The organism is Halopseudomonas formosensis, assembly GCF_900115905.1.
Classification (GTDB): Bacteria; Pseudomonadota; Gammaproteobacteria; order Pseudomonadales; family Pseudomonadaceae; genus Halopseudomonas; species Halopseudomonas formosensis.
The window spans coordinates 1-25,141 of sequence record NZ_FOYD01000018.1 but is presented as its reverse complement, the minus strand read 5'-3'; the positions used below and the strand labels follow the sequence as shown (position 1 = coordinate 25,141).

24 protein-coding genes are annotated in these 25,141 nt (G+C 64.0%); 18 read left to right on the top strand and 6 right to left on the bottom strand.

Annotated features, from left to right (window positions below):
- The first annotated feature begins 83 nt into the window (after positions 1-83).
- The 17 genes from fliE (at position 84) to BM046_RS15595 (ending at position 15,678) form a co-directional block, all read left to right on the top strand.
- The gene (gene fliE, locus BM046_RS15675) at positions 84-419 is read left to right on the top strand and encodes a flagellar hook-basal body complex protein FliE (RefSeq protein WP_090541219.1); all 336 of its coding nucleotides are present in this window, start codon (positions 84-86) and stop codon (positions 417-419) included.
- 43 nt (positions 420-462) lie between these two features.
- Positions 463-2,190: a flagellar basal-body MS-ring/collar protein FliF gene (fliF, locus tag BM046_RS15670; protein ID WP_090541216.1), complete on the top strand. Its 1,728-nt coding sequence runs from the start codon at positions 463-465 to the stop codon at positions 2,188-2,190.
- Positions 2,183-3,199 (top strand): flagellar motor switch protein FliG, encoded by a 1,017-nt coding sequence (gene fliG / locus BM046_RS15665; RefSeq protein WP_090541214.1) that lies wholly within the window; start codon positions 2,183-2,185, stop codon positions 3,197-3,199. The genes fliF and fliG overlap by 8 nt, the downstream gene beginning before the upstream one ends.
- Before the next feature lie 123 nt (positions 3,200-3,322).
- A complete protein-coding gene (gene fliH / locus BM046_RS15660) occupies positions 3,323-4,102 on the top strand; it encodes a flagellar assembly protein FliH (protein WP_090541211.1) in 780 nt (259 codons plus the stop codon).
- Positions 4,095-5,444 (top strand): flagellar protein export ATPase FliI, encoded by a 1,350-nt coding sequence (gene fliI, locus BM046_RS15655; RefSeq protein WP_090541208.1) that lies wholly within the window; start codon positions 4,095-4,097, stop codon positions 5,442-5,444. Before fliH ends, fliI begins: the two co-directional genes overlap by 8 nt.
- Entirely contained in the window at positions 5,437-5,895 is a 459-nt protein-coding gene (gene fliJ, locus BM046_RS15650) for a flagellar export protein FliJ (protein ID WP_090541206.1), read from the top strand. The genes fliI and fliJ overlap by 8 nt, the downstream gene beginning before the upstream one ends.
- A 108-nt stretch (positions 5,896-6,003) precedes the next feature.
- Positions 6,004-7,275, top strand: a complete 1,272-nt coding sequence (locus tag BM046_RS15645) for a flagellar hook-length control protein FliK (protein WP_090541204.1) — start codon at positions 6,004-6,006, stop codon at positions 7,273-7,275.
- 239 nt (positions 7,276-7,514) lie between these two features.
- Positions 7,515-8,027: a flagellar basal body-associated FliL family protein gene (locus BM046_RS15640; protein ID WP_090541202.1), complete on the top strand. Its 513-nt coding sequence runs from the start codon at positions 7,515-7,517 to the stop codon at positions 8,025-8,027.
- 10 nt (positions 8,028-8,037) lie between these two features.
- Positions 8,038-9,009 carry a flagellar motor switch protein FliM gene (fliM, locus tag BM046_RS15635; RefSeq protein WP_090541200.1) on the top strand — a complete coding sequence of 324 codons (972 nt, stop codon included), beginning with the start codon at positions 8,038-8,040 and terminating at the stop codon, positions 9,007-9,009.
- 57 nt (positions 9,010-9,066) lie between these two features.
- Positions 9,067-9,528, top strand: coding sequence for a flagellar motor switch protein FliN (gene fliN / locus BM046_RS15630; RefSeq protein WP_090541198.1), 462 nt, complete (start codon positions 9,067-9,069; stop codon positions 9,526-9,528).
- Between the two features lies 1 nt (position 9,529).
- Complete coding sequence (fliO, locus tag BM046_RS15625) at positions 9,530-9,949, top strand: flagellar biosynthetic protein FliO (protein WP_090541196.1); 420 nt, start codon at positions 9,530-9,532, stop codon at positions 9,947-9,949.
- On the top strand, positions 9,946-10,698 hold the full coding sequence (gene fliP, locus BM046_RS15620; protein WP_090541193.1) for a flagellar type III secretion system pore protein FliP: 753 nt from the start codon (positions 9,946-9,948) through the stop codon (positions 10,696-10,698). The genes fliO and fliP overlap by 4 nt, the downstream gene beginning before the upstream one ends.
- Positions 10,699-10,799: 101 nt before the next feature.
- Positions 10,800-11,069 carry a flagellar biosynthesis protein FliQ gene (gene fliQ, locus BM046_RS15615; protein WP_090541192.1) on the top strand — a complete coding sequence of 90 codons (270 nt, stop codon included), beginning with the start codon at positions 10,800-10,802 and terminating at the stop codon, positions 11,067-11,069.
- Positions 11,069-11,845, top strand: coding sequence for a flagellar biosynthetic protein FliR (gene fliR / locus BM046_RS15610; protein ID WP_090541190.1), 777 nt, complete (start codon positions 11,069-11,071; stop codon positions 11,843-11,845). The genes fliQ and fliR overlap by 1 nt, the downstream gene beginning before the upstream one ends.
- Positions 11,845-12,978, top strand: a complete 1,134-nt coding sequence (gene flhB, locus BM046_RS15605; RefSeq protein ID WP_090541186.1) for a flagellar biosynthesis protein FlhB — start codon at positions 11,845-11,847, stop codon at positions 12,976-12,978. Before fliR ends, flhB begins: the two co-directional genes overlap by 1 nt.
- A gap of 982 nt (positions 12,979-13,960) precedes the next feature.
- The gene (locus BM046_RS15600) at positions 13,961-14,677 is read left to right on the top strand and encodes an SIMPL domain-containing protein (RefSeq protein ID WP_090541184.1); all 717 of its coding nucleotides are present in this window, start codon (positions 13,961-13,963) and stop codon (positions 14,675-14,677) included.
- A 131-nt stretch (positions 14,678-14,808) separates the two neighbouring features.
- Positions 14,809-15,678, top strand: a complete 870-nt coding sequence (locus BM046_RS15595) for an alpha/beta fold hydrolase (protein ID WP_090541182.1) — start codon at positions 14,809-14,811, stop codon at positions 15,676-15,678.
- 76 nt (positions 15,679-15,754) lie between these two features.
- Here BM046_RS15595 and BM046_RS15590 read toward each other — a convergent pair whose 3' ends face one another.
- Genes BM046_RS15590 through ectA form a run of 5 tightly spaced genes read right to left on the bottom strand, consistent with a single transcriptional unit; the run spans position 15,755 to position 20,388 of the window.
- A complete protein-coding gene (locus BM046_RS15590) occupies positions 15,755-17,188 on the bottom strand; it encodes an aspartate kinase (protein ID WP_090541181.1) in 1,434 nt (477 codons plus the stop codon).
- A 26-nt stretch (positions 17,189-17,214) separates the two neighbouring features.
- Positions 17,215-18,141 (bottom strand): ectoine hydroxylase, encoded by a 927-nt coding sequence (gene thpD, locus BM046_RS15585; RefSeq protein WP_177197893.1) that lies wholly within the window; start codon positions 18,139-18,141, stop codon positions 17,215-17,217.
- 8 nt (positions 18,142-18,149) lie between these two features.
- Positions 18,150-18,551: an ectoine synthase gene (locus tag BM046_RS15580; protein ID WP_090541179.1), complete on the bottom strand. Its 402-nt coding sequence runs from the start codon at positions 18,549-18,551 to the stop codon at positions 18,150-18,152.
- Between the two features lie 14 nt (positions 18,552-18,565).
- The gene (gene ectB / locus BM046_RS15575) at positions 18,566-19,852 is read right to left on the bottom strand and encodes a diaminobutyrate--2-oxoglutarate transaminase (RefSeq protein ID WP_090541177.1); all 1,287 of its coding nucleotides are present in this window, start codon (positions 19,850-19,852) and stop codon (positions 18,566-18,568) included.
- Positions 19,849-20,388, bottom strand: a complete 540-nt coding sequence (gene ectA / locus BM046_RS15570; protein WP_090541174.1) for a diaminobutyrate acetyltransferase — start codon at positions 20,386-20,388, stop codon at positions 19,849-19,851. The genes ectB and ectA overlap by 4 nt, the downstream gene beginning before the upstream one ends.
- Positions 20,389-20,707: 319 nt before the next feature.
- On the opposite strand from ectA, the gene speA reads away from it, so the two are divergent.
- Complete coding sequence (gene speA / locus BM046_RS15565) at positions 20,708-22,624, top strand: arginine decarboxylase (protein ID WP_090541277.1); 1,917 nt, start codon at positions 20,708-20,710, stop codon at positions 22,622-22,624.
- Positions 22,625-22,915: 291 nt separating this feature from the next.
- Here the strand turns inward: speA and ligB are convergent, their stop codons facing one another.
- Entirely contained in the window at positions 22,916-24,550 is a 1,635-nt protein-coding gene (ligB, locus tag BM046_RS15560; protein ID WP_090541173.1) for an NAD-dependent DNA ligase LigB, read from the bottom strand.
- Positions 24,551-25,141 lie beyond the last annotated feature (591 nt).

The following is a 25,141-nucleotide window of genomic DNA, read 5'->3' as shown; positions in this document are numbered from 1 at the left end:
TCTCGGCGAGCTGGCATCAATCTTGCTGAATATTCTGCAGAGTCGATTTTGCCGTCAAAATATTTACGGCCTGGAGAATGTGAATGACACAGGGTGTTGAATTCAATCGTCTGATGCTGCAGATGCGCTCCATGCAACTGGAAGCGATGAGCCGTCCGCAACCGGTAGCGCCCGCAGCGCCCCAGGAAACCAGAGGGCCGGCATTCGATGACCTGCTGCAGCAGGCAGTCAACCGCGTCAATGAACTGCAGCAGACCACCGCCGAGTTGCAGAGCGGCTACGAGCGGGGGGTGCCGGGCATCGATCTGGCGCAGGTGATGGTAGCATCGCAGAAATCCAGCGTGGCGTTCCAGGCGATGACCCAGGTGCGCAACAAGCTGATCACCGCCTACGAAGACATCATGAAGATGCCTATCTGATCCTGCTACCCGATTGCGCTGTGCCTGACCGAGGAAACACCTGATGGACGCTGCCACCACTCCCAATACGCCCGCCACGCGCCCCGACCCGGCTCTGCCGGAGACGCCGCGCCGCCCGCTGCCGGGTCTGGGCTTTCTGGATAATCTCGCCCAGCTGCCCATGCTGCGCCAGTTCGCGTTGCTGGTGGGGTTGGCGGCGAGTGTGGCGATCGGTTTTGCCGTGGTGCTCTGGTCCCAGCAGCCTGAATACCGCCCGCTGTATGGCAGCATGGACAATCTCAACGCCAGCCAGGTGATCGAGGTACTGCAGCAGAGCCGCATCCGCTACAAGGTCGAGCCCAACAGCGGCGCGCTGCTGGTGCGCTCAGAGGACCTGGCCGATGCACGCCTGCAGCTGGCCAGTGCCGGTGTCACTCAGGGTGACGGCAATGTCGGTTTCGAGATTCTCGACCGCGAGCGCGGTCTGGGTACCAGCCAGTTCATGGAGACCACCCAGTATCGCCGGGGCCTGGAAGGCGAGCTGGCCCGGACCATCTCCAGCCTCTACAACGTCAAGGCGGCGCGGGTGCACATTGCCATGCCGCGCTCTACCGTGTTTGTCCGGGATGACCGCAAGCCCAGCGCCTCGGTTCTGCTCGAGCTCTATGCCGGGCGCAAGCTGGAGGCCGCCCAGGTCATGGCCATCGTCAATCTGGTGGCGACCAGCGTACCCGAGCTGAGCAAGGATCAGGTGACCGTGGTCGACCAGCACGGCAACCTGCTGTCCGATCAGGACGAGCTCAACGAGCTGACCATTGCCGGTCGCCAGTTCGAGCACACCCGACGTCTGGAAGATACCTACACCCGACGCGTGCACAGCATCCTGCAACCGGTGCTGGGCGACGGCCGTTATCGTGCCGAAGTGTCCGCTGATGTGGACTTCAGTACCCTGGAATCCACCGCCGAAAGCTTCAGTCCCGACGCCGTGCTGCGCAGCGAGCAGGTGCTCAGCGAGCAGCGCGTGGCCGGGCAGGCGCCGGTCGGTATCCCCGGCGCCCTGAGCAACCAGCCTCCGGGCACCACCTCGGTACCGGAGCAGGTGATTGATCCGGAGACCGGCGAGCCGGTGGTCGTTGCACCGCCCCGTGACAGCCGTGAACAGGCCACGCGCAATTTCGAGCTGGACCGGCAGATCAGCTACAGCCGTCAGCAACAGGGCCGGCTGACCCGGCTGTCGGTAGCCGTGGTGGTGGACAACCGCCAGCAACTCAACGCCGAGACCGGCGAGGTGGTCAGCGTGCCGCTGAGCGAGGCGGAACTGGCCAATCTGACCCAATTGGTGCGCGATGCGGTGGGCTATGATGAGGCCCGCGGTGACAGCGTCAGCGTGGTCAATGCCGCCTTCGTGCCCACCGGGGAAGTGCTGGAGATCCCGGCAATACCCTTCTGGAGCCAGCCCTGGTTCTGGGATATCGCCAAGCAGATACTCGGCATCCTGTTCGTGCTGGTGCTGGTCTTCGGCGTGCTGCGCCCGGTACTCAAGGGTATCGGCGGCGGCAATCGCCAGCCTGCCGAAAACTACCCCTATCCGGCGGTGGGCGATGACCCGCTGCTGACCGACGAGCTGAGCGATGACACTGTCAGCCTGTCCGGGCCGACCTCCGGGCCGGTGCTGCTGCCGCCGCCGGGTGCCGGTTACGAGCAGCAGCTGAACGCGATCAAGGGCCTGCTGGCCGAAGACCCGGGCCGGGTGGCCCAGGTGGTCAAGGAGTGGATCAATTCCGATGAGTGACGACAAGCGTACCCAGAAGCTGAGCAAGCTGGACAAGGCGGCGATCTTTCTGCTGAGCCTCGGTGAGTCCGACGCAGCAGCGGTGCTGCGGCACATGGGCCCCAAGGAAGTGCAGCGCGTCGGCAGCGCCATGGCCGGCCTGCGCACGGTCAATCGGGATCAGGTGCAGCAGGTGATGGCGGACTTCATCGAGGTGGCCAGCGACCAGACCGGTCTGGGGGTCGGCGCCGATGGCTACATCCGCACCATGCTGACCCAGGCCCTGGGCGAGGACAAGGCCAACAGTCTGGTCGACCGCATTCTCATGGGTGGCAGCACCTCGGGGCTGGACAGCCTCAAGTGGATGGAGCCCCGCGCGGTCGCCGATGTGATCCGCTACGAGCATCCGCAGATTCAGGCCATCGTCGTGGCCTATCTGGACCCGGATATGGCCGCTGAGGTGATCAGCTACTTCGATCACAAGGTGCGACTGGACGTGCTGCTGCGGGTGTCGGCGCTCAACACCGTACAGCCCTCGGCGCTCAAGGAGCTCAACGAGGTGCTGGAGAAGCAGTTCGCCGGCAACTCCAACACCACCCGCGCCAACATGGGTGGAGTCAAGCGCACGGCGGACATCATGAACTACCTGGAGAGCTCGACCGAAGCGCAGCTGATCGAGGCTATCCGCGAAATGGACGAGGATCTGTCGAACAAGATCGAGGATCTGATGTTCGTGTTTGATAATCTTGCCGACGTGGACGACCGGGGCATCCAGCTGCTGCTGCGCGAAGTCTCCAGCGAGGTGCTGGTCGTGGCGCTCAAGGGGGCTGACGACGAGGTCAAGGACAAGATCTTCCGCAACATGTCCAAGCGTGCCTCCGAGCTGCTGCAGGACGATCTGGAGGCCAAGGGGCCGGTCCGCATCAGCGAGGTGGAGGCGGCGCAGAAGGAAATTCTCACCATTGCCCGGCGCATGGCCGATGCCGGCGAAATCGTTCTCGGTGGCAAGGGTGCCGAGGAAATGATCTGATACGCGGGGGCGTCTGAGCCTTTGAGAGGCCCGGGCTTCGGGCCGGGGCCGGCGCCGGCGCTCCCGCGGATGCTTCCACAGGCAGGGTGAGCGTGGCAGGACTGACAGGGGATACACCGGGGCATGAGTGACAAGAATGACAGCGATCTGATCCGCGCCGACCGGGTGGAGGCCTTCAACCTCTGGGACCTGCCCAGTTTCGATCTGGACGGCCACCACGTGCCCCGGGAAGACGAGCCCGAGGCCGAGCCTGAACCGGAGGTGGAGGCCCCTGCGGTCGAAGAGATACCCGAGGAACCCGAGGTCAAACCCTTCACCGTCGAGGAACTGGAGCAGATCCGCGCCGAGGCCTATAACGAGGGCTTTGCCACCGGCGAGCGTGATGGTTTCCATTCCGGCCAGCTCAAGGCCCAGCAGGAGGCCCGCGAGCGTCTGGAAGCCCGGGTGGCCGAGCTGGAAGCGCTGATGTCCCACCTGATGGAGCCTATCCGCGATCAGGACGAGCAGATCGAGGACATGCTGCTGGAGCTGGTGGAAACCATGGTGCGCCAGGTGGTGCAGCGCGAGTTGCACAGCGACTCCAGCCAGATCCGTCAGGTCCTGCGCGGTGCGCTCAAGGCGTTGCCCGTGGGAGCCGAGCAGATCCGCATCTATCTCAATCCCACCGATTTCGAAACCGTCAGGGCCATCCGCGAGCGCCATGAGGAGAGCTGGCGCCTGCTGGAGGACGACCAGCTGCTGCCGGGCGGCTGCCGCGTCGAGGCCGAGCACAGTCAGGTCGACGCCAGTCGCGAAACACGCCTGCAACAGGTAATCCAGCAGCTGCATGATCAGCGGCGCGAGCAGCGCGCCAATCCGCCGGCGGCGGATCTGGGTCTGATCGGGGAAAGCGCTGATGACTGAAGCCCGGCGTATCAGTTTTGCCCGGCGGCTCAGCGGCTACGTGCCGGCAGTGGAGCTGCCCGCGGCACCTGTGGTCGAGGGCCGGCTGATCCGCATGGTCGGCCTGACCCTGGAGGCCGAGGGCCTCAAGGCCCAGGTCGGCAGCCGCTGCGTGGTGATCAACGAGACGCCCCAGGGGGAGGAGCGGGTCGAAGCCGAGGTGGTCGGCTTTGCCGGCAGCAAGATCTATCTCATGCCGGTCGATCGCATGCAGAGCATGCAGCCCGGCGCCCGCGTGGTGCCCTCCGCCGGCGGTGGCAAGCTGCCGATGGGCAGCGGCATGCTCGGTCGCGTGCTGGACGGCATCGGTCGACCGCTGGACGGCAAGGGTGCCTTCGTCTGCGAGGACTGGGTCAGCCTGGACGGTCCGACCATCAACCCGCTCAAGCGCCATCCGATTGACGAGACGCTGGATGTGGGCATCCGCGCAATCAACAGCATGCTGACCGTGGGTCGCGGCCAGCGTCTGGGGCTGTTTGCCGGTAGCGGCGTGGGCAAGAGCGTGCTGCTGGGCATGATGACCCGCTTCACCGAGGCGGAGATCATCGTGGTCGGTCTGGTTGGTGAACGGGGTCGCGAGGTCAAGGAGTTCATCGAGGAGATTCTCGGTACCGAAGGCCTGGCGCGCTCCGTGGTGGTGGCTTCTCCAGCCGATGATGCGCCGCTGATGCGCCTGCGCGCCGCCATGTACTGCACCCGGGTGGCGGAATATTTCCGCGACAAGGGCAAGAACGTGCTGCTGCTGATGGATTCCCTGACCCGCTATGCCCAGGCCCAGCGGGAGATCGCCCTGGCCATCGGCGAGCCGCCGGCGACCAAGGGCTACCCCCCTTCGGTCTTTGCCAAGCTGCCGGCGCTGGTCGAGCGGGCCGGTAACGCCGAGCAGGGTGGCGGTTCCATCACCGCCTTCTATACCGTGCTGTCGGAGGGGGATGACCAGCAGGATCCCATTGCCGATTCCGCGCGGGCCATTCTCGATGGTCACGTGGTGCTGTCGCGGCGGCTGGCCGAAGAAGGGCACTACCCGGCCATCGATATCGAGGCCTCGATCAGCCGTGCCATGCCGCAGATAGTCACCCCCGAGCACCTGCGTCAGGCCCAGCAGCTCAAGCAGCTGTACGCCCGCTATCAGCAGAGCCGCGACCTGATCAGTGTCGGCGCCTACGCCGCCGGCTCGGACCCCATGACCGACAAGGCCATCGCCAGGATGCCCGCCATCCAGGCCTTCCTGCGCCAGGGGCTGCGGGAGAGCTTCAGTCTGGAACAGAGCCGCGCGGAGCTGGAACAGCTGATCAATGACTGATCCCAGAGCCAGACGCATGGCGCCGGTGCTGGACATGGCGCTGGAAGAGGAGCGCAAGGCCGCCCGTACCCTCGGGGAATGCCAGCGGCAGCTGGAGGACGCCGGTAACCGCCTGCGTGACCTGGAGCACTATGCCAGCGAATACGAGAAGGGCTGGACCCAGCGCGGCAGTCAGGGTGTGGGCCGTGACTGGCTGATCAACTACCAGCGCTTCATGAGCCAGATGCACGTGGCCGTCGAGCAGCAGAGGCAGACGGTGGACTGGTATGCCGAGAGCCTGCAGCGGGCCCGGGACAACTGGCGCCAGCGCTACCAGCGGGTCGAGGCGCTGCGCAAGCTGATCGAGCGTTACCGGGAAGAGGCCCGGGCCCGGGCTGACAAGCAGGAGCAGAAGCTGCTGGATGAGCTGACCCAGCGCCTGTTCAGTCACCGCAGCTCCAGCAACGAATGATCCGGCGCCGCCTTGGCCCGGAAGTTGCTCCATAACCTGCAGCACAGATAAATCCTGCCGCGGGCAGGCTGCAATTGACCGCGATTGCGTCTTTCATGGAGAGTCCCGATGTCCACCAGTCAGGCCTTGATGGCCATCTTCAGTAGCGATCTGCGCCTTGCTCAGGGCAGCTCCAGCCCGCAGAAATCAACGGTGGGCGAGGGTGGGGAGCTGTTCGCCGGTCTGCTTGCCGAGCAGTTGCCCGAGGAGCTGGAGTCGCTGGTCGACAGTCTGAGCGCGGACCAGCTGGCGGCATTGGAGGAGGCAAGCCTTGCCGTTGACGGCAAGGTCTTGCCGTCCGAGTGGCAGCAATTGATCGAGCAGCTGCCGCAGCAGGACGGTGAGCCTGTGAGTGGTGAGGCGCTGGCCGTCATCAGCCAGTGGATGCAGTTGCTGCAGCCCGGCGCTGTACCCCGGACCGCAATCCCCGGTGGGGAGCCGGGCTCCGCAGCCCAGCCCGTTACCCAGATGCCGGGCATCAACGCCCAGGGCCAGCTTCCGGTAACCAACCCGGAGGCTGGGATGCTGGACGCTGATCCGGGCACGCCCGGCGGGCGGGCCGACGGTGCTGCGCAGCTGACCGACACTGTCCGCAGCGGCGCGACCAACACGTCGACCGCCGCGACTGTGGCAACCGCTTCGCCCGCCGGCCAGTCTGCCACGGTCCAGCTGCCGGGGCAGCAGGACCTGGCAGCCCTGATGCAGCGCACCATGGGGGAGGCGGCACCGGTGACCGCAACCCAGTTCAGCCGGCTGCTGGAGCAGATGGACCCCGCCCGTACCGGGCAGGGAGAGGAGGGCGACGCGCTGGAAGGCCTGGGCCGCAGCCATGCTGCCTCGGGCAGCGCCGCGACCCCGCTGACCGCTCGCCCGGTAGCGGCCGCCATGCAGCCGGCCACGGTGCCCTTCGGCCATCAGAGCTGGGGCGAGGCCATGGTTGAGCGGGTGATGTGGATGTCTAGCCAGAACCTGCGCAGTGTGGAGATCCAGCTGGACCCGGCGGAGCTGGGACCGCTGGAGATTCATATCCAGAACCGCGGTCAGGAACTGCAGGTTCAGTTCGTCAGCCAGAACCCCGGCGTGCGGGAAGCGCTGGAAGGTCAGATGCATCGCCTGCGCGAGATGTTTGCCGGCCAGGGCCTGGAGCAGACCCAGGTTAGCGTCACGGACCGTTCCGCCGGCGAGCAGTCTCGCCAGGGTGACGGGCAGCTGGCGGAGCGCTCGGGCAGGCAGGGCGGCACCGGCAGATCCGAAGGCGGCGCAGCCGACAATGACCCCGTCACCACCTTGACACCGCGGGTCGAACGACCGCTGCGTGGCCTCGTGGACTACTACGTCTGACCGGGACGGCTCCGGATCGTACCGGAGTCGCTGGCCAGCCTTCTCCCACCCGCGCCCCGCAGCCACTGCGGGGCAATGCCCACCCGCAATTCTGCCATGGCAATGTGAGACATTTGCGCCGCTGGGCTTTATCCTTGTGCGCAGCTGCCGGAGGCCGCGCATCCGTCGCGCTTCTGGCATGATCAATGCAGTAAATTCACCACAGGCGGTCAAGCGCCAACTGGCGACGGAAATTTGTCATGGCAAGAAACCAGGCGGGAGCCCAGCAACAGGCTCCGCAAGTAAAACCCGAAGGAAAGAGCAAGTCCCTGATCCTGATCTGCGTGGGGCTGGTGGCTTTCCTGCTGTCGGCGGCGGGACTGACCTACGCACTGATGTCCGGTAGTAACGGCAACGGCGCGGTCAGCGAGGCGGCCAGGGAGCCGGCCCGGCTGCCGGCGCTCTATCAGCCGCTGGATCCGGCGTTCACCGTGAACTATGCCCATGGCGGGCGCCAGCGTTACATGCAGGTCAGCGTGGTACTCATGGGCCGCGACCCCGAAGCCATGGCAGCAGCAACGGAACATTCACCCTTGATACGCAATCAACTGGTGATGCTGTTCAGTAGTGCTGATTTCGAACAACTGATGTCTGCCGAAGGCAAGGAAAAACTGCGCGAGCAGGCCACCCTTGCGGTACAGACCCTGATGGAACAGGAGCTCGGCAAGCCGATAATCGAGTCGGTACTGTTCACCAATCTGGTTCTGCAATAGGAAAAATAATATGGCGGTTCAGGATCTGCTTTCCCAGGATGAAATCGATGCCCTGCTGCACGGGGTGGACGAGGGCATCATTGACAGTGAGCAGGACAGTGAGCCGGGCGGCGTCAGAAGCTACGACCTGACCAGCCAGGACAGGATAGTGCGCGGGCGCATGCCCACGCTGGAAATGATCAACGAACGCTTCGCCCGCTACACCCGCATCAGCATGTTCAATCTGCTGCGCCGCTCCGCCGACGTCTCGGTGGGGGGCGTCCAGGTAATGAAGTTCGGCGAATACGTTCACACCCTGTACGTCCCGACCAGCCTCAACCTGGTGAAGATGAAGCCCCTGCGCGGCACGGCCCTGTTCATCCTGGACGCCCGTCTGGTGTTCAAGCTGGTGGACAATTTCTTCGGTGGCGATGGCCGGCATGCCAAGATCGAGGGCCGCGAGTTCACCCCCACCGAGCTGCGGGTAGTGCGCATGGTGCTGGAGCAGGCCTTCGTTGATCTGAAGGAGGCCTGGCAGGCGGTCAAGGATGTGCAGTTCGAGTACGTCAACTCCGAGGTCAACCCGGCTCTGGCCAATATCGTCAGCCCCAGCGAGGTGGTGGTGGTTTCCACCTTCCATATCGAACTGGATGGCGGCGGCGGCGAGATGCACGTGACCATGCCCTATTCGATGATCGAGCCCCTGCGCGAGGTGCTGGATTCCGGGGTGCAATCAGATGTCGATGAGCATGACGAGCGCTGGGTGAAGGCCCTGCGTGAGGAGATCACCGCCGCCAAGGTGCCGCTCAGTGCCACCGTGGTGCGGCGCGAGCTGAAGCTGCGTGACCTGCTGAGCATGCAGCCCGGCGATGTGATACCGGTGGAAATGCCCGAACACATGGTGCTCTGCGCCAATGGGGTTCCCACCTTCAAGGCACGACTGGGATCTGCCAGGGGCAATCTGGCCCTGCAGATTCTCGGACCCATTACCCGTCCCCGCTGAACAGGGAAGGGCAGTCAGCATTAACGCAGTACTACAGGTAAACGAGGGTCAGGCAAGATGGCTGAGGACAGAAAGGACGAGATCAGTCCGGAGGAGCAGGCGCTGGCAGATGAATGGGCCGCCGCACTGAACGAGGCAGGTAACGCCAGTCAGGATGACATTGATACCCTGTTGGGGGATAACGTATCCCGACCTCCGATGGAGGAGTTCGGTGCGCCCCGGCGAGAGGCGTCGGACAACCCCTTCGGCAGTGCCGATGGCCCCAATCTGGACGTGATTCTGGATATCCCGGTGACCATCTCCATGGAGGTCGGCAACACCGATATCACCATCCGCAACCTGCTGCAGCTCAACCAGGGCTCCGTGGTGGAGCTGGATCGTCTGGCGGGTGAGCCGCTGGACGTCAAGGTCAACGGTACCCTGATCGCCCATGGGGAAGTGGTGGTGGTCAACGAGAAGTTCGGTATCCGTCTGACCGACGTGATCAGCCAGGCCGAACGCATCAAGAAGCTCAGCTGACATGCTGTTGCGCCGGTGGACGTGCGCCCCGCTGACGGGGCTGCTGGCGTTGCCGCTGACGGCGGCCGCTGCCGAACCGGGGCCCGGCACCAGCCTGACCGGTCAGCTGGTGCAGATGGGATTGGGGCTGCTGGTGGTGGTCGGGCTGATCTTCCTGCTCGGCTACCTGATGCGCCGGGTCGGCCCGCTGGCCCCCCAGGGCGGCCAGCATATCCGTGTCATCAGCCTCTATCCGCTGGGGCCGCGTGATCGCCTGGCCCTGGTCGAGGTCGGTGGCCGGCAGCTGCTGCTGGGCATATCTCCCGGGCGCATCACCACCCTGCATGTGCTGGAAGAACCGGTAACGGATGACGCTGGAGCTGGCGGTGGCGATTTCGCCCGCAAGCTGCAGGCAATGCTGAAGAGGGACCAGAAGCCATGATGCGCTGGGCGCTGCTGTTGTTGACCCTGCTGACGCCCATGGCGTTTGCCCAGACCGCCGGCGACCCCCTGAGTCTGCCGGCCATCACCCTGACCACCGACGCCGAGGGCCAGCAGACCTACTCGGTCAGCCTGCAGATCCTGCTGCTGATGAGTGCGCTGACCTTCATTCCGGCGTTCGTCATGATGATGACCAGCTTCACCCGCATCATCATAGTGTTCGCCATCCTGCGTCAGGCTCTGGGTCTGCAGTCGACGCCTTCCAGCCAGATCCTCATAGGGCTGGCGCTGTTTCTCACCCTGTTCATCATGGCCCCGGTATTCGAGCGCATCAACAACGATGCGCTGCAGCCCTATCTGAACGAGGAGCTGGCACCCCAGCAGGCGCTCGAGGCAGCGGGTGGTCCCATGCGTGAGTTCATGCTGGCGCAGACCCGGGAGACCGATCTGGAGCTGTTCGTCAGGCTGGCCAAGCGCACCGATCTGACCGGGCCCGAGGACGTGCCCTTTCATATCCTGGTACCCGCCTTCGTCACCTCGGAGCTCAAGACCGCCTTCCAGATCGGCTTCATGATCTTCATCCCCTTTCTGGTGATCGATCTGGTGGTGGCCAGCGTGCTCATGGCCATGGGTATGATGATGCTGTCGCCGCTGATCATCTCGCTGCCGTTCAAGATCATGCTGTTCGTGCTGGTCGACGGCTGGGCCCTGATCATAGGTACCCTGGCCGCCAGCTTTGCGGTGACCTAGGGGGCGCGCGTGAACTCCGCACTGCAGGCTTCCCAGCGGTTGGCGAGCACCGGCTCGCCGACAGATATACGCGGCTCCGGCTCCATGGAGGAGACTGAACAATGACACCTGAAGTAGCAGTGGATCTGTTCCGCCAGGCACTCTGGCTGACCACCATCATAGTCGCGGTGATAGTGGTGCCCAGTCTGCTGGTCGGTCTCATGGTAGCGGTATTTCAGGCCGCTACCCAGATCAACGAGCAGACGCTGAGCTTCCTGCCGCGCCTGCTGTTCACCTTCGTCACCATCATCTTTCTCGGTCCCTGGCTGGTACGCCAGCTGATCGAGTTCACCGACCAGCTGTACCGCAGCATTCCGGGGCTGATCGGCTGATGATCGAACTGGCGGGCAGTGATATCGGCCGCTGGATTGCCGGCTATCTGTGGGTACTGTTCCGTATCGGCGCAGTGCTCATGACCATGCCGGTGATAGGTACCCAGCTGCTGCCGATGCGCATCCGTCTGTATCTGGCGCTGGCCCTGACCGCGCTGGTGGCGCCGCAGATTGCCGAAGTACCGCAGCTCGAGCCCCTGGCGCTGAGTACCTGGGTGGTCATTGCCGAGCAGATACTGATCGGTGCCAGCATGGGCTTTCTGCTGCAGCTGCTGTTCCAGATCCATGTGATTGCCGGGCAGATCGTCGCCATGCAGATGGGGCTGGGGTTTGCCTCGATGAACGATCCGGCCATGGGGATCTCCGTGGCGGTCGTGGCCCAGGTGTTCACCATGCTGGTGACCCTGCTGTTTCTGGCGCTCAACGGGCATCTGGTGGTGATCGAGGTGCTGGTGGAGAGCTTCACCACCCTGCCCATAGGTCAGACCCTGCAGGCGGTGGACTTCCACACCCTGGTGCTGCGCTTTTCCTGGGTCATGGCCTCGGCGCTGCTGATCGGTCTGCCGGCAATCACCGCGCTGCTGATCGTCAACCTGTCCTTCGGCGTGATGATGCGCGCCGCCCCCCAGCTGAACATCTTCTCCATCGGCTTTCCGCTGACCCTGGTCTTCGGTCTGTTCATTCTCTGGGTATTGCTGGGTAATGCCGCCGGGCAGTATCACCTGCTGGCCTCCGAAGCCCTGATTTGGCTGCGGGAAATGGTGGGGGCGCGCTGATGGCGGAAGACAGCGGCCAGGAACGCACGGAAGAACCCACGGCGAAACGCCAGAAGGAATCCCGCGAGAAAGGCCAGGTTGCCCGGTCCAAGGAGCTCAATACCCTGGCCGTGGTCATGGTGGCGGCAGTCGGCCTGCTGATGCTCGGTCCGCGCCTGGCGCAGCGGTTGATGGACCTGATGGTGTACAACTTTTCCATCGAGCGCGAGGCCCTGTACAACACCGACAGCATGGGCCTGCACCTGCTGTCTTCACTCAACCACGGTTTTTCGGGGCTGGCGCCGCTGCTGTTCATGCTGCTGGTGGCAGCGCTGGTCGGCCCGGTGCTGCTCGGCGGCTGGCTGTTCAGCGCCAAGCTGCTGGCCCCCAAGGGCGAACGGCTCAACCCCCTGGCCGGGCTCAAGCGGATGTTCTCCATCAAGGCACTGGTCGAGCTGCTCAAGGCCCTGGCCAAGTTCCTGGTGGTGCTGGTCATGGCCCTGGTGGTGCTCAACATGCGCACCGATGATCTGCTGGCGCTGGGCAACCAGCCCCTGCCCACGGCCATCACCCACAGTGCCTGGGTGCTGGGCACGTCACTGGTGCTGCTGGCATCGGCGCTGATCCTGATCGCGGCAGTGGATGTGCCCTTCCAGATCTGGGACAACAAGCAGAAAACCAAGATGACCAAGCAGGAAGTGCGCGACGAGTACAAGGACAGCGAGGGCAAGCCCGAGGTCAAGTCCCGTGTCCGCCAGCTGCAGCGGGAAATGGCCGAGCGGCGCATGATGGGCGAGGTACCCAAGGCCGACGTGGTAATCACCAACCCGACCCACTACGCGGTGGCGCTGAAATACGACCCGGTGCAATCCGGCGCGCCGGTGGTGGTGGCCAAGGGCGCCGACTTTCTGGCGCAGAAGATCCGCGAGGTCGCCACCGAGCACGATGTCATCGTCCTCGAATCGCCGCCGCTGGCACGGGCGGTGTACTACAGTACCGAACTCGAGCAGCCGATCCCCGCCGGTCTCTATCTCGCCGTGGCCCAGGTGCTGGCCTATGTCTACCAGATCCGCCAGTATCAGCAGGGCAAGGGACAGCGTCCCGGCCCCATGCCCGAACCGCCGATCCCGGAGGATCTGCGCCGGGACGAGTAAGACGGAACACGGCGGCTGCCGTGAACCCGCCTCCCGGATGTCGTAATCCTGTAGGAGCACCCGCCCCGGGTGCGAACAGCGTCGCACACCTGCTGGCTCGATGTGCGGGCCCTCCTGCTGCACCGCGGACGAGCTGGTGCTCGTCCCTCCCGGGGCTGCACCGGCTCGCCGACGTAAGCGCGCAGACAACGCAGGTGTAGCGCAGGTGCGCTACACCCCGGGGAGCCGCTGCCCGGGAACGTCGAGCCCACAGGCCGCCATAGGGCGCGATAAGCTCGCCCCCCGGGCGTCGTCACCTTGTAGGAGCACCCGCCCCGGGTGCGAACAGCGCAGCGCGCCGGTTGGCTCGATGGGCGGGCCCTCCTGCTGCCCCGCGGACGAGCTGGTGCTCGTCCCTCCCGGGGGCACACCCGCTCGCCGACGTAAGCGCGCAGACAACGCAGGTGTAGCGCAGGTGCGCTACAAAGCCACCGTCGCCCTGGCGAACAAGATGGCACGTATTGGCTGGGCGGTTATTGCCCGATCCAGGCGCTACCAGCCCGTGCCCTGCATGTAGAGACAGTCAGGCAGTTAAAAGTTAACAAGAGGCAAACCCCAGGTTGCGAAGGCAATCAGCAAGCGATGACAACACAGGTAAACCGGTGTATCGAAAACCTGCGGAGGGTCGAAGCCATTAAAGGCTGTGTGCTCGATCAGGACGATACACTTGCAGATCTCATCGGGGCCCGCAGCTACAAGCCGCATCCAGAGGCCGCATATACGACAGACAACCTGCTCTTGTCACTGACTGTTGAATGCCTTGCAATGAGGGAGGAGACCATATACGTCCCTCCCAGGGAGCACGCTTCCCGGGAACGTCGAGCACCGGCTCGATGAGCGGAGCTGGCCGTCACGCCGTGGTCGAGCTGGTGCTCGTCCCTTCCGGAGAATATCGTGCTACTTTCGCACATACAGATCTTCGTCAGAATAAGGACCCTCAGGCATGACCGAAAGCTCCCGCATTTCCCTGTTTGCCGTGATAGCCGCCGCGCTGCTGGCGCTGGCACTGGCCTTCATGGCTGTCAGCATCAAGACCGGACTGCTGCAGTTCAGAGATTCCGACCGTGTGGTCAGCGTCAAGGGGCTGGCCGAGCGCACGGTGGAGGCCGATCTGGCGCTGTGGCCGATCAACTTCACGGTACTGGGGGACAGTCTCGATGTGCTGCAGAGTGATATCGACGCGCAGCAGGATCTGATCCGTTCCTACCTGCTGCTCAAGGGCTTTGCCGAGCAGGACCTGCAGCTGTCCATGCCCAAGATCACTGATCAGCACGCCAACCTCTACGGCAACAACCTGCCGCCCCAGCGCTATCGCGCCGAAGTGACAGTGCTGGTGCGCACCGGGGATATCCAGCGGGTCAAGGAAGGCATGCAGAGCGTCGGTGAGCTGGTCAAATCCGGCGTGGCGCTGACCCAGAGCTATGAACACCAGCCGCAGTTCCTCTTCACCCAGCTCAACGCCATCAAGCCGGAGATGATCGCTGAAGCCACCCGCGAGGCCCGGGCCGCCGCCGACCAGTTCGCCCGGGACGCCGGCGCCGAAGTTGGCAGCATCCGCCGTGCCAGCCAGGGGTATTTCAGTATCGAGGATGTGGACCAGTATACCCCCGAGACCAAGAAGGTACGGGTGGTAACCAGCGTGGACTACATCCTGCGCTGAGGCCCCAGCGGCTCTCCGGCATGCCTGAAAGCGGAGCGCCATCATCCAGCGCAATGATTTCGCCGTGAACGACCTGACATCGGTTCCCCCAGGTAATAGACTCGGGGGCTGGTTTTCGGGGGAGTTCAGGCATGACGTTGTTACCCTGGTCGCACGAGAGTTCGGCCGGATTCACCTTGCGCGGCTGGCATACGCCGCCCAGCGGCAAGCCGCTGCTGCATTTCATCCACGGTAACGGGTTCTGTACCCGCACCTACGAGCCCATGCTGGAAAAGCTGGCCGGCCACTTCGACCTCTGGCTGTGCGATATGCAGGGCCACGGCGACAGTGATCATGGGGGCGCCTTCAGGGGCTGGAACCAGAACGCCGAGCTGGCGGTGGAAGCCTTCGTGGCCGGCTGCCCGCGCTTCGGCAATGTGCCCAGGTACGCCTGCGGGCACAGCTTCGGCGGCGTCTTGACCAGTCTGTTCGTCTCCGCCCACCCGCAACTGTTCGAGCGCGCGGTACTGCTGGACCCGGTGCTCTTTCCCCGTCGTCTGATCCTGCTGCGCAATCTGCTCGGGCCGCTGCTGCGCAACCCCATGGCCGATGCGGCCCGGCGTCGGCGTACCCATTGGCAGGACGCCGAAGAGGCCTACGCCCGGTTGAACGGGCGGGGGATCTTCCGCGGCTGGGAGGAAGAGGCCATGCGTGCGCATGTCCTCCACGCCCTGCGCGAGGAGCCGGGGCAGGGCGTGACCCTCAAATGCCTGCCGGAGCGGGAAGCGGAAATCTTCGAGTCATCCCCCCATGGACTCTGGCGCGCACTGTCGCGCATCGCTATTCCGGTGCGGCTGATCCATGGCGACCAGACCTACCCCTTCGTCCGGCAGTCCGCCCTGCAACTGGCCGGACGCAATCCCATGGTCACAGTCGAGTCGCTGCCGGGCGGGCATTGCTTCATGCAGGAGAACTCGGCGCTGGCGGCGGAAAGGGTGAGGGCATTTTTGCTGGAGGGCTGAGGTTGATTGCACAACCTGCCCCTCTCCCCCATCCCCTCTCCCGCGGAGGGGAGAGGGGGAGAGCGGAAGGGCTCAGCTAGGAAGCCACCGCAATCACATCCCCATGATTCTCCGGTTCGATCAGCGCCCTGTGCAGCGCTACCACCGCCGCGTCGTAATCGGCTTCGTCGATGATGCATTGCATCTCCACCTGACGGATCGACTGGTGGATGGCCTGGATGCTGATGCCGGCCTCGGCCAGGGCGGCGACGGTGCGGGCGAGGATGCCCTTGACCTTCAGATCCGAACCGATCGCCGAGACGATGGCGATGTTGTGCAGGTTCACCTCGGCCATCGGGTAGCGTTCCTTGATCAGGCGCACAGCCCGGGTCAGGGCCTTGCGTGAGCCGGCGGTGTACCAGGTGATGCTGTTGGCATCGGAGTCCTTGTTCACCACATACAGCTTGAGCTGCTTGAGCAGGCTGCTGATCTCGATGTCGTAACCGACATCCCCGAGCATTTCCTGATCGAAGACCTCCAGGCCGTAGACGTCCTTGCGTCCGGCGATGATCTCCACGCAGGGTTTTTCGCTGCAGTAGTTCTGGCTGATGGTGGTGCCGGCATGATCCGGCTCGAAGGCGTTCTTGATGCGCAACTGTATGCCGGCGCGGCGCAGGGTGCGGGCGGCGCGGGGGTGGATGGCTTCCATCCCCAGGTTGGACAGCTGGTCGGCCACATCGTAGTTGGTGCGGCCTATGGTGACCACCTTGTCCACCCCGACCTGATTCGGGTCGGCACTGGACAGATGGTACTCCTTGTGGATGATGGCCTCCCGCGCGCCGGTGCTGGCAGCGATCTGGGCGAAGGTGATCTCGCTGTAGCCGCGGTCGAAGGTCTTCATCTGGCCTTCGCTGCAGTGGGTGTAGCCGGTGCTGACCACCAGCTCCCGGGAAAAGTCGATACCGGCGAAGCTGTCGCTGATCATGTCGCGGAAGCTCTTGGGCTCCTGCAGATCCCAGCCGGTCAGGTCGACCAGACGGGCATTGACACCGGCCTGCTTGAGCGCCAGCACGGTGTTGAAGGCGCTGTGCGCCTCGCCCAGGGAGGCGAGCATCTCGCGCACCTTGAGCAGGTGCTCGTCCAGCTGGAAGTGGCCGTAGGAGCACAGTTTGCGCAGGTTGCGCATGCACTCGGCGGCATCGTCAATGCGCCCGCCGATAAAGCGGTCCGCGGCGTGACGCTCATATTCGGCGCTGAACAGTTCGGCGTTCTTGGCCAGCATGGCCGCACGCACCCGCTCCAGCGCCTCCAGCCAGGCGTCCTCGTTCTCGGCGTCGGCGAAGCGGGCATAGACGCCCGGCTCGCCGCTCTTCTTGTGCTCCAGCAACAGGTTGGTCATGCCGCCGTAGGCGGAAACCACGAAAATGCGGTTGTACAGCTCGCTGCCTCGGCGCTGTCCGGTGAAGATGGTGTTCAGTACTTCATCGAAGCGGCTCATGGAAGTGCCGCCGATTTTCTCTACTGTATGCATGATTGCCTTTCTTTCATCCGGTGAATTCATGGCGACTCGCGGTAGTGCTGCGGGCCGATGTCCAAGGGCTCGACGGGGCCGCGTTCGGCGACGAAGTCCGGTCTCGGCGGCATGCCATCGAAGGGTGCCTCCGGCCGGTTGTCGATGTGGTTGTAGACGAAGAACAGATTGCTCCGGGGGCTGGGGGCGATATTGCTTCCCGAGCCGTGGATGGTGTTGCAGTCGAACAACACTACGCTGCCGGCTGGCCCTGTGGCCTGCTCTATACCGTAGCGCTCCACCAGCCGGGTCAGGCTGTCCTCGTCGGGTATGCCGAACTCCTGACGGCGAAGGGATTGCTGGTAGTGGTTCTCCGGGGTCTGCCCGACGCAGCTGATGAAGTGCCGGTGCGACCCGGGAATCAGCATCAGCGGCCCGTTCCAGGGATGGTTGTCGGTCAGCAGGATGGAGCAGCTGATGGTGCGCATGCGCGGCAGCCCGTCCTCGGTGTGCCAGGTCTCGAAGTCGGAGTGCCAGTAGAACTCCTTGCCCTTGAAGCCCGGTTTCAGGTTGAGGCGGGACTGGTGCACATAGATATCGCCATCCAGCAGGTGGCGTACCAGTCCGGCGGTGCGCTCATCCCGGGCGACCCGAGCGAACAGCGGGTTGTCCCGGTGGATGGCGAATACCGAGCGCAGGGCACCACTGTCCGGTTCGCGGATGGCGGTGGGGGCTTCGAGCACCTTCGGGTCCTTGCTCATGCGCTGGAGTTCGGCCTTGAACACGGCGACCTCCTCGGCGCTGAACAGGTTCTCGATGATCAGGAAGCCGTCGCGCTCGAAGCGCGACAGCTGCTGCTCGGTCAGGGGTGAATCTGGGGCATCCTTGCGCCAGGCGATGGGGTCCAGTCGGTCCTGCCAGCGGGGATGGTTGTGCTGGCGTGACGGATAAAGGTCAGCTTGCACGATAGACATTGCTTCTCCTATGCCGGTTCGGCGCTCAGGTCGGCGGGGTAGACGCCGTTCTCGTCGTGAACTTCACGACCGGTGAGCGGCGGGTTGAATACGCAGGCCATCTTCATGTCCTCGGTACCGCCACGCAGCAGGTGCTCGTCGTGCTGGTCGAGGATGTAAAGGGTGCCGGGCTCGATCTTGTAGACCTTGCCGTCGGCAATGGTCTCGATCTCACCGTTGCCACTCATGCAGTACACCGACTCCAGATGGTTCTGGTAGTGGATGTGGGTCTCGGTGCCCGCGTAGATGGTGGTGATGTTGAAGGAGAAGCCCATGCGGTCCTCCTTCAGGATCATCCGGGTGCTGTCCCAGGTTTCGGTTACAACCTTGCGCTCGGATGCTTCGCAGTCTTTCAGGGTACGTACGATCATGTTCTGTCTTTTCCTCAGGATGCTTTGTTCTGAACTTCGGCCGCCATGACCTTGGCGAAGGCGGCGTCGAGAATGTCCATGGCCTTGTGGATCTGCTCCTCGCTGATGATCAGCGGGCACAGGCACTTGACCACCTGGCTGTGGTTGCCGCTGGTCTCGATGACCAGACCGCGCTCGAAGGCCTCGGCGCAGATGGCGGCGGCGGTGTCACCGTCCGGGCAGCTGATGCCTACCATCATTCCGCGACCCTTGACGAACAGGGAGTCGGGACCATGGCGGCGGACGATCTTCTGCATGCGCTCGCGGATCAGCGCGCCCTTGGCCTTGACGCTGTCGGCGAATTCGCTGCTGGTCCAGAAATGTTCCAGCGCGGCGGTAGCGGTGACAAAGGCGTGGTTGTTGCCACGGAATGTGCCGTTGTGTTCACCCGGTTCCCACTGGTCCAGCTCCCGGCGCAGGACCACCACGGCAAAGGGCAGACCGAAGCCGCTGAGGGACTTGGAAAGGGTGATGATGTCGGGCTTGATGCCCATTTCCTCGAAGCTGAAGAAAGTGCCGGTACGGCCGCAGCCGGCCTGGATGTCATCGACGATCAGCAGCATGTCGTGCTTGCGGCACAGCTTCTCCAGCTTGCGCATCCAGTCAGCGGAGGCGGTGTTCAGGCCGCCTTCGCCCTGGACGACTTCAACGATGACCGCGGCGGGCTTGTCCACGCCGCTGCTCGGGTCGCTGAGCAGCTTGTCCATCATCGAGATGGTGTTGACCTTGTCGCCGAAGTAGTTGGCATAGGGCATGCGGCTGACGTCGGTCAGGGGCACGCCGGCGGCACCACGGTGATGCTGGTTGCCGGTGGCCGCCAGGGCGCCGATGGAGCAGCCGTGGAACCCGTTGGTGAAGCTGATGATGTTGCTGCGCCCGGTGACCTTGCGCGCCAGTTTCAGCGCCGCTTCCACCGAGTTGGCGCCGGTCGGGCCGGTGAACTGCACCACATGATTGCCCAGCCCGCGTGGCTCCAGGATCACCCGATGGAAGGTTTCGAGAAAGCGCTCCTTGGCTTCGGAATACATGTCCAGACCATGGGTCAGGCCGTCGCTGTGCAGATACTCGATCAGCGCCTGCTTGATGACCGGGTGGTTGTGCCCGTAGTTGAGGGTGCCGGCACCGGCGAGGAAGTCGATATAGGTCTTGCCTTCGGTGGTGACCAGCTCGGCGCCACGCGCCTGCTTGAATATCACCGGGAAGGAACGGCAGTAGCTGCGAATACCGGACTCGTGTTGTTCAAACTGTTCGAAGGTGTTCATGCAGACTCCTGGGTTTTATCGGAAAGTGTGGAAAGTGCAGAGGGGGAAAAGGGGCCGGCGCGGTACAGCACCTCGTCATCGTGCTGGCCATCGAAATGCCCGGCGCGGCTGAACAGCACCCGGGTCTCGGCTTGAACATCGAGGGTGCTGAAGGCCCTGGCGAACAGCGCCTCGGAGGCGGTATTGCCGGGGGAGATGGTAGTCTCCAGCCAGCGCACGCCATCGGCGGCGCAGCGCCTGATCAGTGCAAGCAGCATGTTCAGTGCCAGGCCCTGACCGCGCATGCGGCTGTCAACGGCGACCTGCCAGACAAACAGGGTGTCGGGACGCGAGGGTGGTCGGTAGCCGGAAATGAAGCCGACCAGCTCACCTTGGCTGTCTTCGGCAGCGATACCGGTGGCCGAAAAGTCGGAGCATTGGAGGAGGTTGCAGTAGACGGAATTGGTATCCAGAGGCGGGCAGCGCTTGACCAGCTGGTTCAGAGCGTATCCATCGGTCGCACGCGGCCTGCGTAGCGAATAAGACTTGGAAGACATGAAATTAATGTTTACTTGTAAATTCATTTTTATGGTAAACACATCTGAAAAACGATCACAACCCTTGATTGTTGTGACTTGTGACCCTGTTCCTCTCGTGTTCACATATTTACAGCTGTTAAGTATTCGTCGTGGAGTTTGCTGTGACCCTTGCCCTGCATGGGTTGTGGGAGGTGCCTCGACCTTTTTTGTGACTGCGGGAAACTGGAATGATTCGACAAAAAAATATTTTTCCATCGGCCCGCCTTCCGGGGCGGTTCGGCCCGGCAAACTGGTTTATGCTGGAGGTCAAACAGGCAGGGCCGAGGGTTCATACATGGTGGTATCGCGACGCTCCCGCAAGGAGGACGCATCAGCCTGGACGGTGGCGGACAGCCGCAGCGTCTATGGCATCCGGCACTGGGGGGCGGGTTACTTCAACGTGAACGAGCAGGGCAATGTCGAGGTGCGGCCACGGCCGGACCTGGCGCCAAGCATCGATCTGCACGAACTGGTCGGCCAGCTGCGCGAGAGTGGTCTTGACCTGCCGTTGCTGCTGCGCTTTCCCGACATACTGCAGGACCGGGTGCGCCAGCTGACCTCGGCCTTCGATCGCTGCATTGCCGAACTGGAATACCAGAGTCGTTACACCGCGCTGTATCCGATCAAGGTCAATCAGCAGGAGGCAGTGGTCAAGAACATCATTGCCACCGAGGACGTGGCCATCGGTCTGGAAGCCGGCTCCAAGCCGGAGTTGATGGCGGTGCTGGCACTGGCCCCCAAGGGCGGCACCATCGTCTGCAACGGCTACAAGGACAGGGAGTTCATTCGCCTGGCACTGCTGGGGCAGAAGCTCGGGCATAACGTTTTCATCGTGATCGAAAAGGAGTCCGAGGTCGATCTGGTGATCGAGGAGGCTGCCAGCCTGCAGCTGACGCCGCAGGTCGGCCTGCGGGTGCGGCTGTCGTCCCTGGCGTCGAGCAAATGGGCCGATACGGGAGGCGAGAAATCCAAGTTCGGCCTGTCCGCTGCCCAGCTGCTGCGGGTGGTCGATCAGTTCCGTCAGGCCGGTCTGGAAGCCGGGGTACGGCTGCTGCATTTTCACATGGGCTCGCAGATCGCCAACCTGGCGGACTACCAGCACGGCTTCCGCGAGGCCATCCGCTATTTCGCCGAGCTGCGTGCCCTCGGCCTGCCGGTCGACCATATCGATGTCGGCGGCGGTCTGGGGGTGGACTACGACGGCACCCACTCGCGCAACGCCAGCTCCATCAACTACGACATCGGCGAATATGCCCGTACCGTGGTGCTGATGCTCAAGGAATTCTGCGAGGAGCAGGGGCTGCCGCATCCGCACATCTTTTCCGAGAGCGGGCGGGCACTGACCGCGCATCACGCGGTGCTGGTGGTTCAGGTAACCGACGTGGAGCGGCATAATGCGGCCATCCCGCCGATCGACAATGTGGAGGAACTGCCCCAGGCGCTGCAGGCTCTGGTCGGGTTGCTCGGGCAGACCGACATCGAGATGGTCACCGAGACCTACTGGCGCGCGACCCACTACATGACCGACGTCGCAGGTCAGTATGCTGCCGGCAAGCTGAGCCTGTCGGAGAAGGCGCTGGCCGAGCAGTGCTATTTCGCCCTGTGCAACCGCCTCTATTCCCTGCTCAAGGCGCGGCAGCGCTCCCACCGCCAGGTGCTCGATGAGCTGAATGACAAGATGGCGGACAAGTACATCTGCAACTTCTCGGTGTTCCAGAGCCTGCCCGATACCTGGGCCATCGATCAGGTGCTGCCGATTGTGCCGCTGAACCGGCTGGACGAGGAACCGCTGCGCCGGGCCGTATTGCAGGACCTGACCTGTGACTCGGACGGCAAGATCCGCCATTACGTCGACGAGCAGAGCATCGAGAGCAGCCTGCCGGTGCACGAACTGCGCGAGGGCGAGGATTATCTGCTGGGCATCTTCATGGTCGGCGCCTACCAGGAAATCCTCGGCGACATGCACAACCTGTTCGGCGACACCGACTCGGTCAACGTCTACCAGCTGGACGATGGCCGGGTCGTGCACGGCGGGGTGGAGACCCACGACACCATTGAGGACATGCTGCGCTATGTCCACTTCGAGCCGGACGAGCTGGTCGCCCGCTACCGGGACAAGGTCGCCGGCGCACGCCTGAGCCCGGCCGAGCGGGCCAGGTACCTGGACATGCTGCGTCTGGGCCTGACCCGATCGTCCTACCTGACCGCCGAGTAACCGGGGGTGTAGCGCCGACCCGAGGCGCTCGCCGGTCCCGGGAGGGACGAGCACCAGCTCGTCCGCTGCGTTACCGGCAAGTCCGTCCATCGAGTCCGATCGCGGCCCGTAGGCTCGACGTTCCCAGGGGGCGCGGCCTCCGGGGTGTAGTGCACCTGCGCTACGCCTTTGTTGGCTGATCGTGCAAAGCATGTTGGCGAGTCCGATCGCGGCCCGGGGTGCTCGCCAACCCGTGATGCTTGCCGATTCGGCCCCGGGAGGGACGAGCACCAGCTCGTCCAAAGCGCCCGCTCAGAACCCCTCCACTCCCGCGTCCGCCAGTTGCCGGCGCAGGCGGTTCACCTCCGGATGCCCGAAGAAGGCCACCAGCTGCCGCGCCCGGGTCGGGCCTATGCCGGGTTGCTCTTGCCATTGGTCGACACTGCGCGACGCCAGTTTATCCCAGTCCGGGGGCAACCCGGCTCCGCCGATGGCGGGCATGCCCAGCGCCTGCAGCCAGCGGCTGAAACTGCGCTGGTGCGCGGGTCTCAACTGTTCCGCCAGCCGACTGCCGCAGTGGCTCGGCAGCCTCTTGGCTTCCAGCCAGTCCAGTAACCCGTCCAGCGCACCCGCATCGATCAGGCAAGCCCAGCTGCCCGGGCCGACACCGGGCAGATCCAGTCCGCGAGCGTCGCTCAGCCAGCTCAGGCGCGCCAGAAACTGCTCACGGCAGCCTTCGCTCAGCGTCCAGCAACTGAGGGGATGGTAGCGTGCCGGGTCCGGGGTGGTCGGTGGCGTGCGACTGTCGCTGCGGCTGATTACCTGCTGCAACTGCGGGATGGCCTGACTGGATAACCGGATGGACACCAGATCCCCCGGCAGCACATCCAGATCCCGCCAGCGCCGCAGGGAACCGAGGCTGGCGCGACTGATGCGGCGGTCATCCAATTGAATCGGCTCCAGTTCGAGTACCGGTGTGATGCGCCCGCTGCGACCGATGCTGAAGCTGACCGCCTCGACCCGGGTCAGCGCCGAGCGAGCGGGGTGTTTCCAGGCGATGGCCCAGTGCGGCGGTGCGGCGCGCCACTGGTTGGCGGCCGGGCGACTGCTCTGGCGCAACACCACACCATCGGTGGCGAAGGGCAGAGGCTGGGTGTACCAGCGCTGGCGCTGTGCCTCGGCGCTGGCAAGGCTGTCGAACGCCAGTGTGTAGGTCGCGGTATCCAGACCGGCGGCGCTCATCTGCGCAAGACGCTCCTGCATGGGAGCGGGGCCGTCAGGCCAGTCCCAGACGAAGAGGCCGATACCGGGCAGGTCCCGATCGTCGATCTGCTGGCGGTTCATCAATCCGGCAATCCGCGCCCGGGCACCTGCGCCCCCGTCCCGCGCCTGGACATGCTGCTCTAGCCGCCAGTAAAGCTCACCCTGGAGCACCACCTGCTGCGCTGACGGCCAGCGTTGCGGGACGGCGGGTATGCGCCGGGCGTGGGCGGTCCAGTCCTGCCCCGAGACGCCGTCGCCGCGACTGATGGCCCGCTGCAGCCGGCCATCGCGGTAGTGCAGGGTAATGGCAACCCCATCCACCTTGGGCTGGATCCACAGTTGCTGCTGCCGGCGTGCCTGTATCCATTGCCGCGCCTGATCTGTGGTGTGGATCTTGTTCAGCCCGGTCTGGGCAACGGGATGCGGCTGAGTGCCTCCAGTCGGGCGGTATTCGCTCACAGCGGCGGAATGGCACCGCTGCCAACGCTGCAGGCGCAGCCGCGCCTGATCGTAGATATCGTCGCTGACCAAGGACTCGCCCCGTTCGTGATAGGCCTGGTCCCATTGCCGGATCTGATCGGCGAGGCGGGTCATTTCCGTGTGGGTGCCTGTTTCGGTTTCGGGGCAGCTGGCGCGGGCCATCCCAGTAGTCAGGCACAGCGTGATGAGGATCCATGGGCGCATGCTGCAGCCTCCCTGCTTGAGGTCAGCGGGCACTGTGGTCAGCAGGGGAAGTTCGGGCAAGTGGCCGAGACTGGAATTGTGGCGCAGGTGGCAGATGGCGGAGGCAGGATGTGAACTGGATCCGGGAGGGCGGGTGCCGGCTCGTCTGCTGTTCTGCCGGCGAGTCCGTCCATCGAGCTGGTGCTCGACGTTCCCAGGGAGGGTGCGACCTCCGGGGTGTAGTGCCAACCCGAAGCGCTCACCGATCTGGTTCTGGGAGGGACGTATATGGTCTCCTCCCTCATTGCAAGGCATTCAACAGTCAATGACAAGAGCAGGTTGTCTGTCGTATATCCGGCCTCCATGTGCAGCACAGAGCTGCGGGCCTTGATGAGCAGTCGCTGTGTATCGTCCTTATCGAGCACGCGGCCTGGTTGGCCCTGTCCCTCCTCAGGTTTTCGATACACCGGTTTGACCTGGATTGTCATCACATTGCTGATTGCCTTCGCAACCTGGGGGAGTGCTTTACCTCTCTGTGTTTAACCTTGTGTGCTATCAGCCTGCGCTACACAGGTATGGCTGCATATGCCTGTTCCTTCGTCACAACCGCCC

Coding starts and splice junctions, on each gene's coding strand:
- fliE (WP_090541219.1), top strand. CDS start 84: ATGACACAGGGTGTTGAATTCAATCGTCTGATGCTGCAGATGCGCTCC.
- fliF (WP_090541216.1), top strand. CDS start 463: ATGGACGCTGCCACCACTCCCAATACGCCCGCCACGCGCCCCGACCCG.
- fliG (WP_090541214.1), top strand. CDS start 2,183: ATGAGTGACGACAAGCGTACCCAGAAGCTGAGCAAGCTGGACAAGGCG.
- fliH (WP_090541211.1), top strand. CDS start 3,323: ATGAGTGACAAGAATGACAGCGATCTGATCCGCGCCGACCGGGTGGAG.
- fliI (WP_090541208.1), top strand. CDS start 4,095: ATGACTGAAGCCCGGCGTATCAGTTTTGCCCGGCGGCTCAGCGGCTAC.
- fliJ (WP_090541206.1), top strand. CDS start 5,437: ATGACTGATCCCAGAGCCAGACGCATGGCGCCGGTGCTGGACATGGCG.
- BM046_RS15645 (WP_090541204.1), top strand. CDS start 6,004: ATGTCCACCAGTCAGGCCTTGATGGCCATCTTCAGTAGCGATCTGCGC.
- BM046_RS15640 (WP_090541202.1), top strand. CDS start 7,515: ATGGCAAGAAACCAGGCGGGAGCCCAGCAACAGGCTCCGCAAGTAAAA.
- fliM (WP_090541200.1), top strand. CDS start 8,038: ATGGCGGTTCAGGATCTGCTTTCCCAGGATGAAATCGATGCCCTGCTG.
- fliN (WP_090541198.1), top strand. CDS start 9,067: ATGGCTGAGGACAGAAAGGACGAGATCAGTCCGGAGGAGCAGGCGCTG.
- fliO (WP_090541196.1), top strand. CDS start 9,530: ATGCTGTTGCGCCGGTGGACGTGCGCCCCGCTGACGGGGCTGCTGGCG.
- fliP (WP_090541193.1), top strand. CDS start 9,946: ATGATGCGCTGGGCGCTGCTGTTGTTGACCCTGCTGACGCCCATGGCG.
- fliQ (WP_090541192.1), top strand. CDS start 10,800: ATGACACCTGAAGTAGCAGTGGATCTGTTCCGCCAGGCACTCTGGCTG.
- fliR (WP_090541190.1), top strand. CDS start 11,069: ATGATCGAACTGGCGGGCAGTGATATCGGCCGCTGGATTGCCGGCTAT.
- flhB (WP_090541186.1), top strand. CDS start 11,845: ATGGCGGAAGACAGCGGCCAGGAACGCACGGAAGAACCCACGGCGAAA.
- BM046_RS15600 (WP_090541184.1), top strand. CDS start 13,961: ATGACCGAAAGCTCCCGCATTTCCCTGTTTGCCGTGATAGCCGCCGCG.
- BM046_RS15595 (WP_090541182.1), top strand. CDS start 14,809: ATGACGTTGTTACCCTGGTCGCACGAGAGTTCGGCCGGATTCACCTTG.
- BM046_RS15590 (WP_090541181.1), bottom strand. CDS start 17,188: ATGCATACAGTAGAGAAAATCGGCGGCACTTCCATGAGCCGCTTCGAT.
- thpD (WP_177197893.1), bottom strand. CDS start 18,141: ATGTCTATCGTGCAAGCTGACCTTTATCCGTCACGCCAGCACAACCAT.
- BM046_RS15580 (WP_090541179.1), bottom strand. CDS start 18,551: ATGATCGTACGTACCCTGAAAGACTGCGAAGCATCCGAGCGCAAGGTT.
- ectB (WP_090541177.1), bottom strand. CDS start 19,852: ATGAACACCTTCGAACAGTTTGAACAACACGAGTCCGGTATTCGCAGC.
- ectA (WP_090541174.1), bottom strand. CDS start 20,388: ATGTCTTCCAAGTCTTATTCGCTACGCAGGCCGCGTGCGACCGATGGA.
- ligB (WP_090541173.1), bottom strand. CDS start 24,550: ATGCGCCCATGGATCCTCATCACGCTGTGCCTGACTACTGGGATGGCC.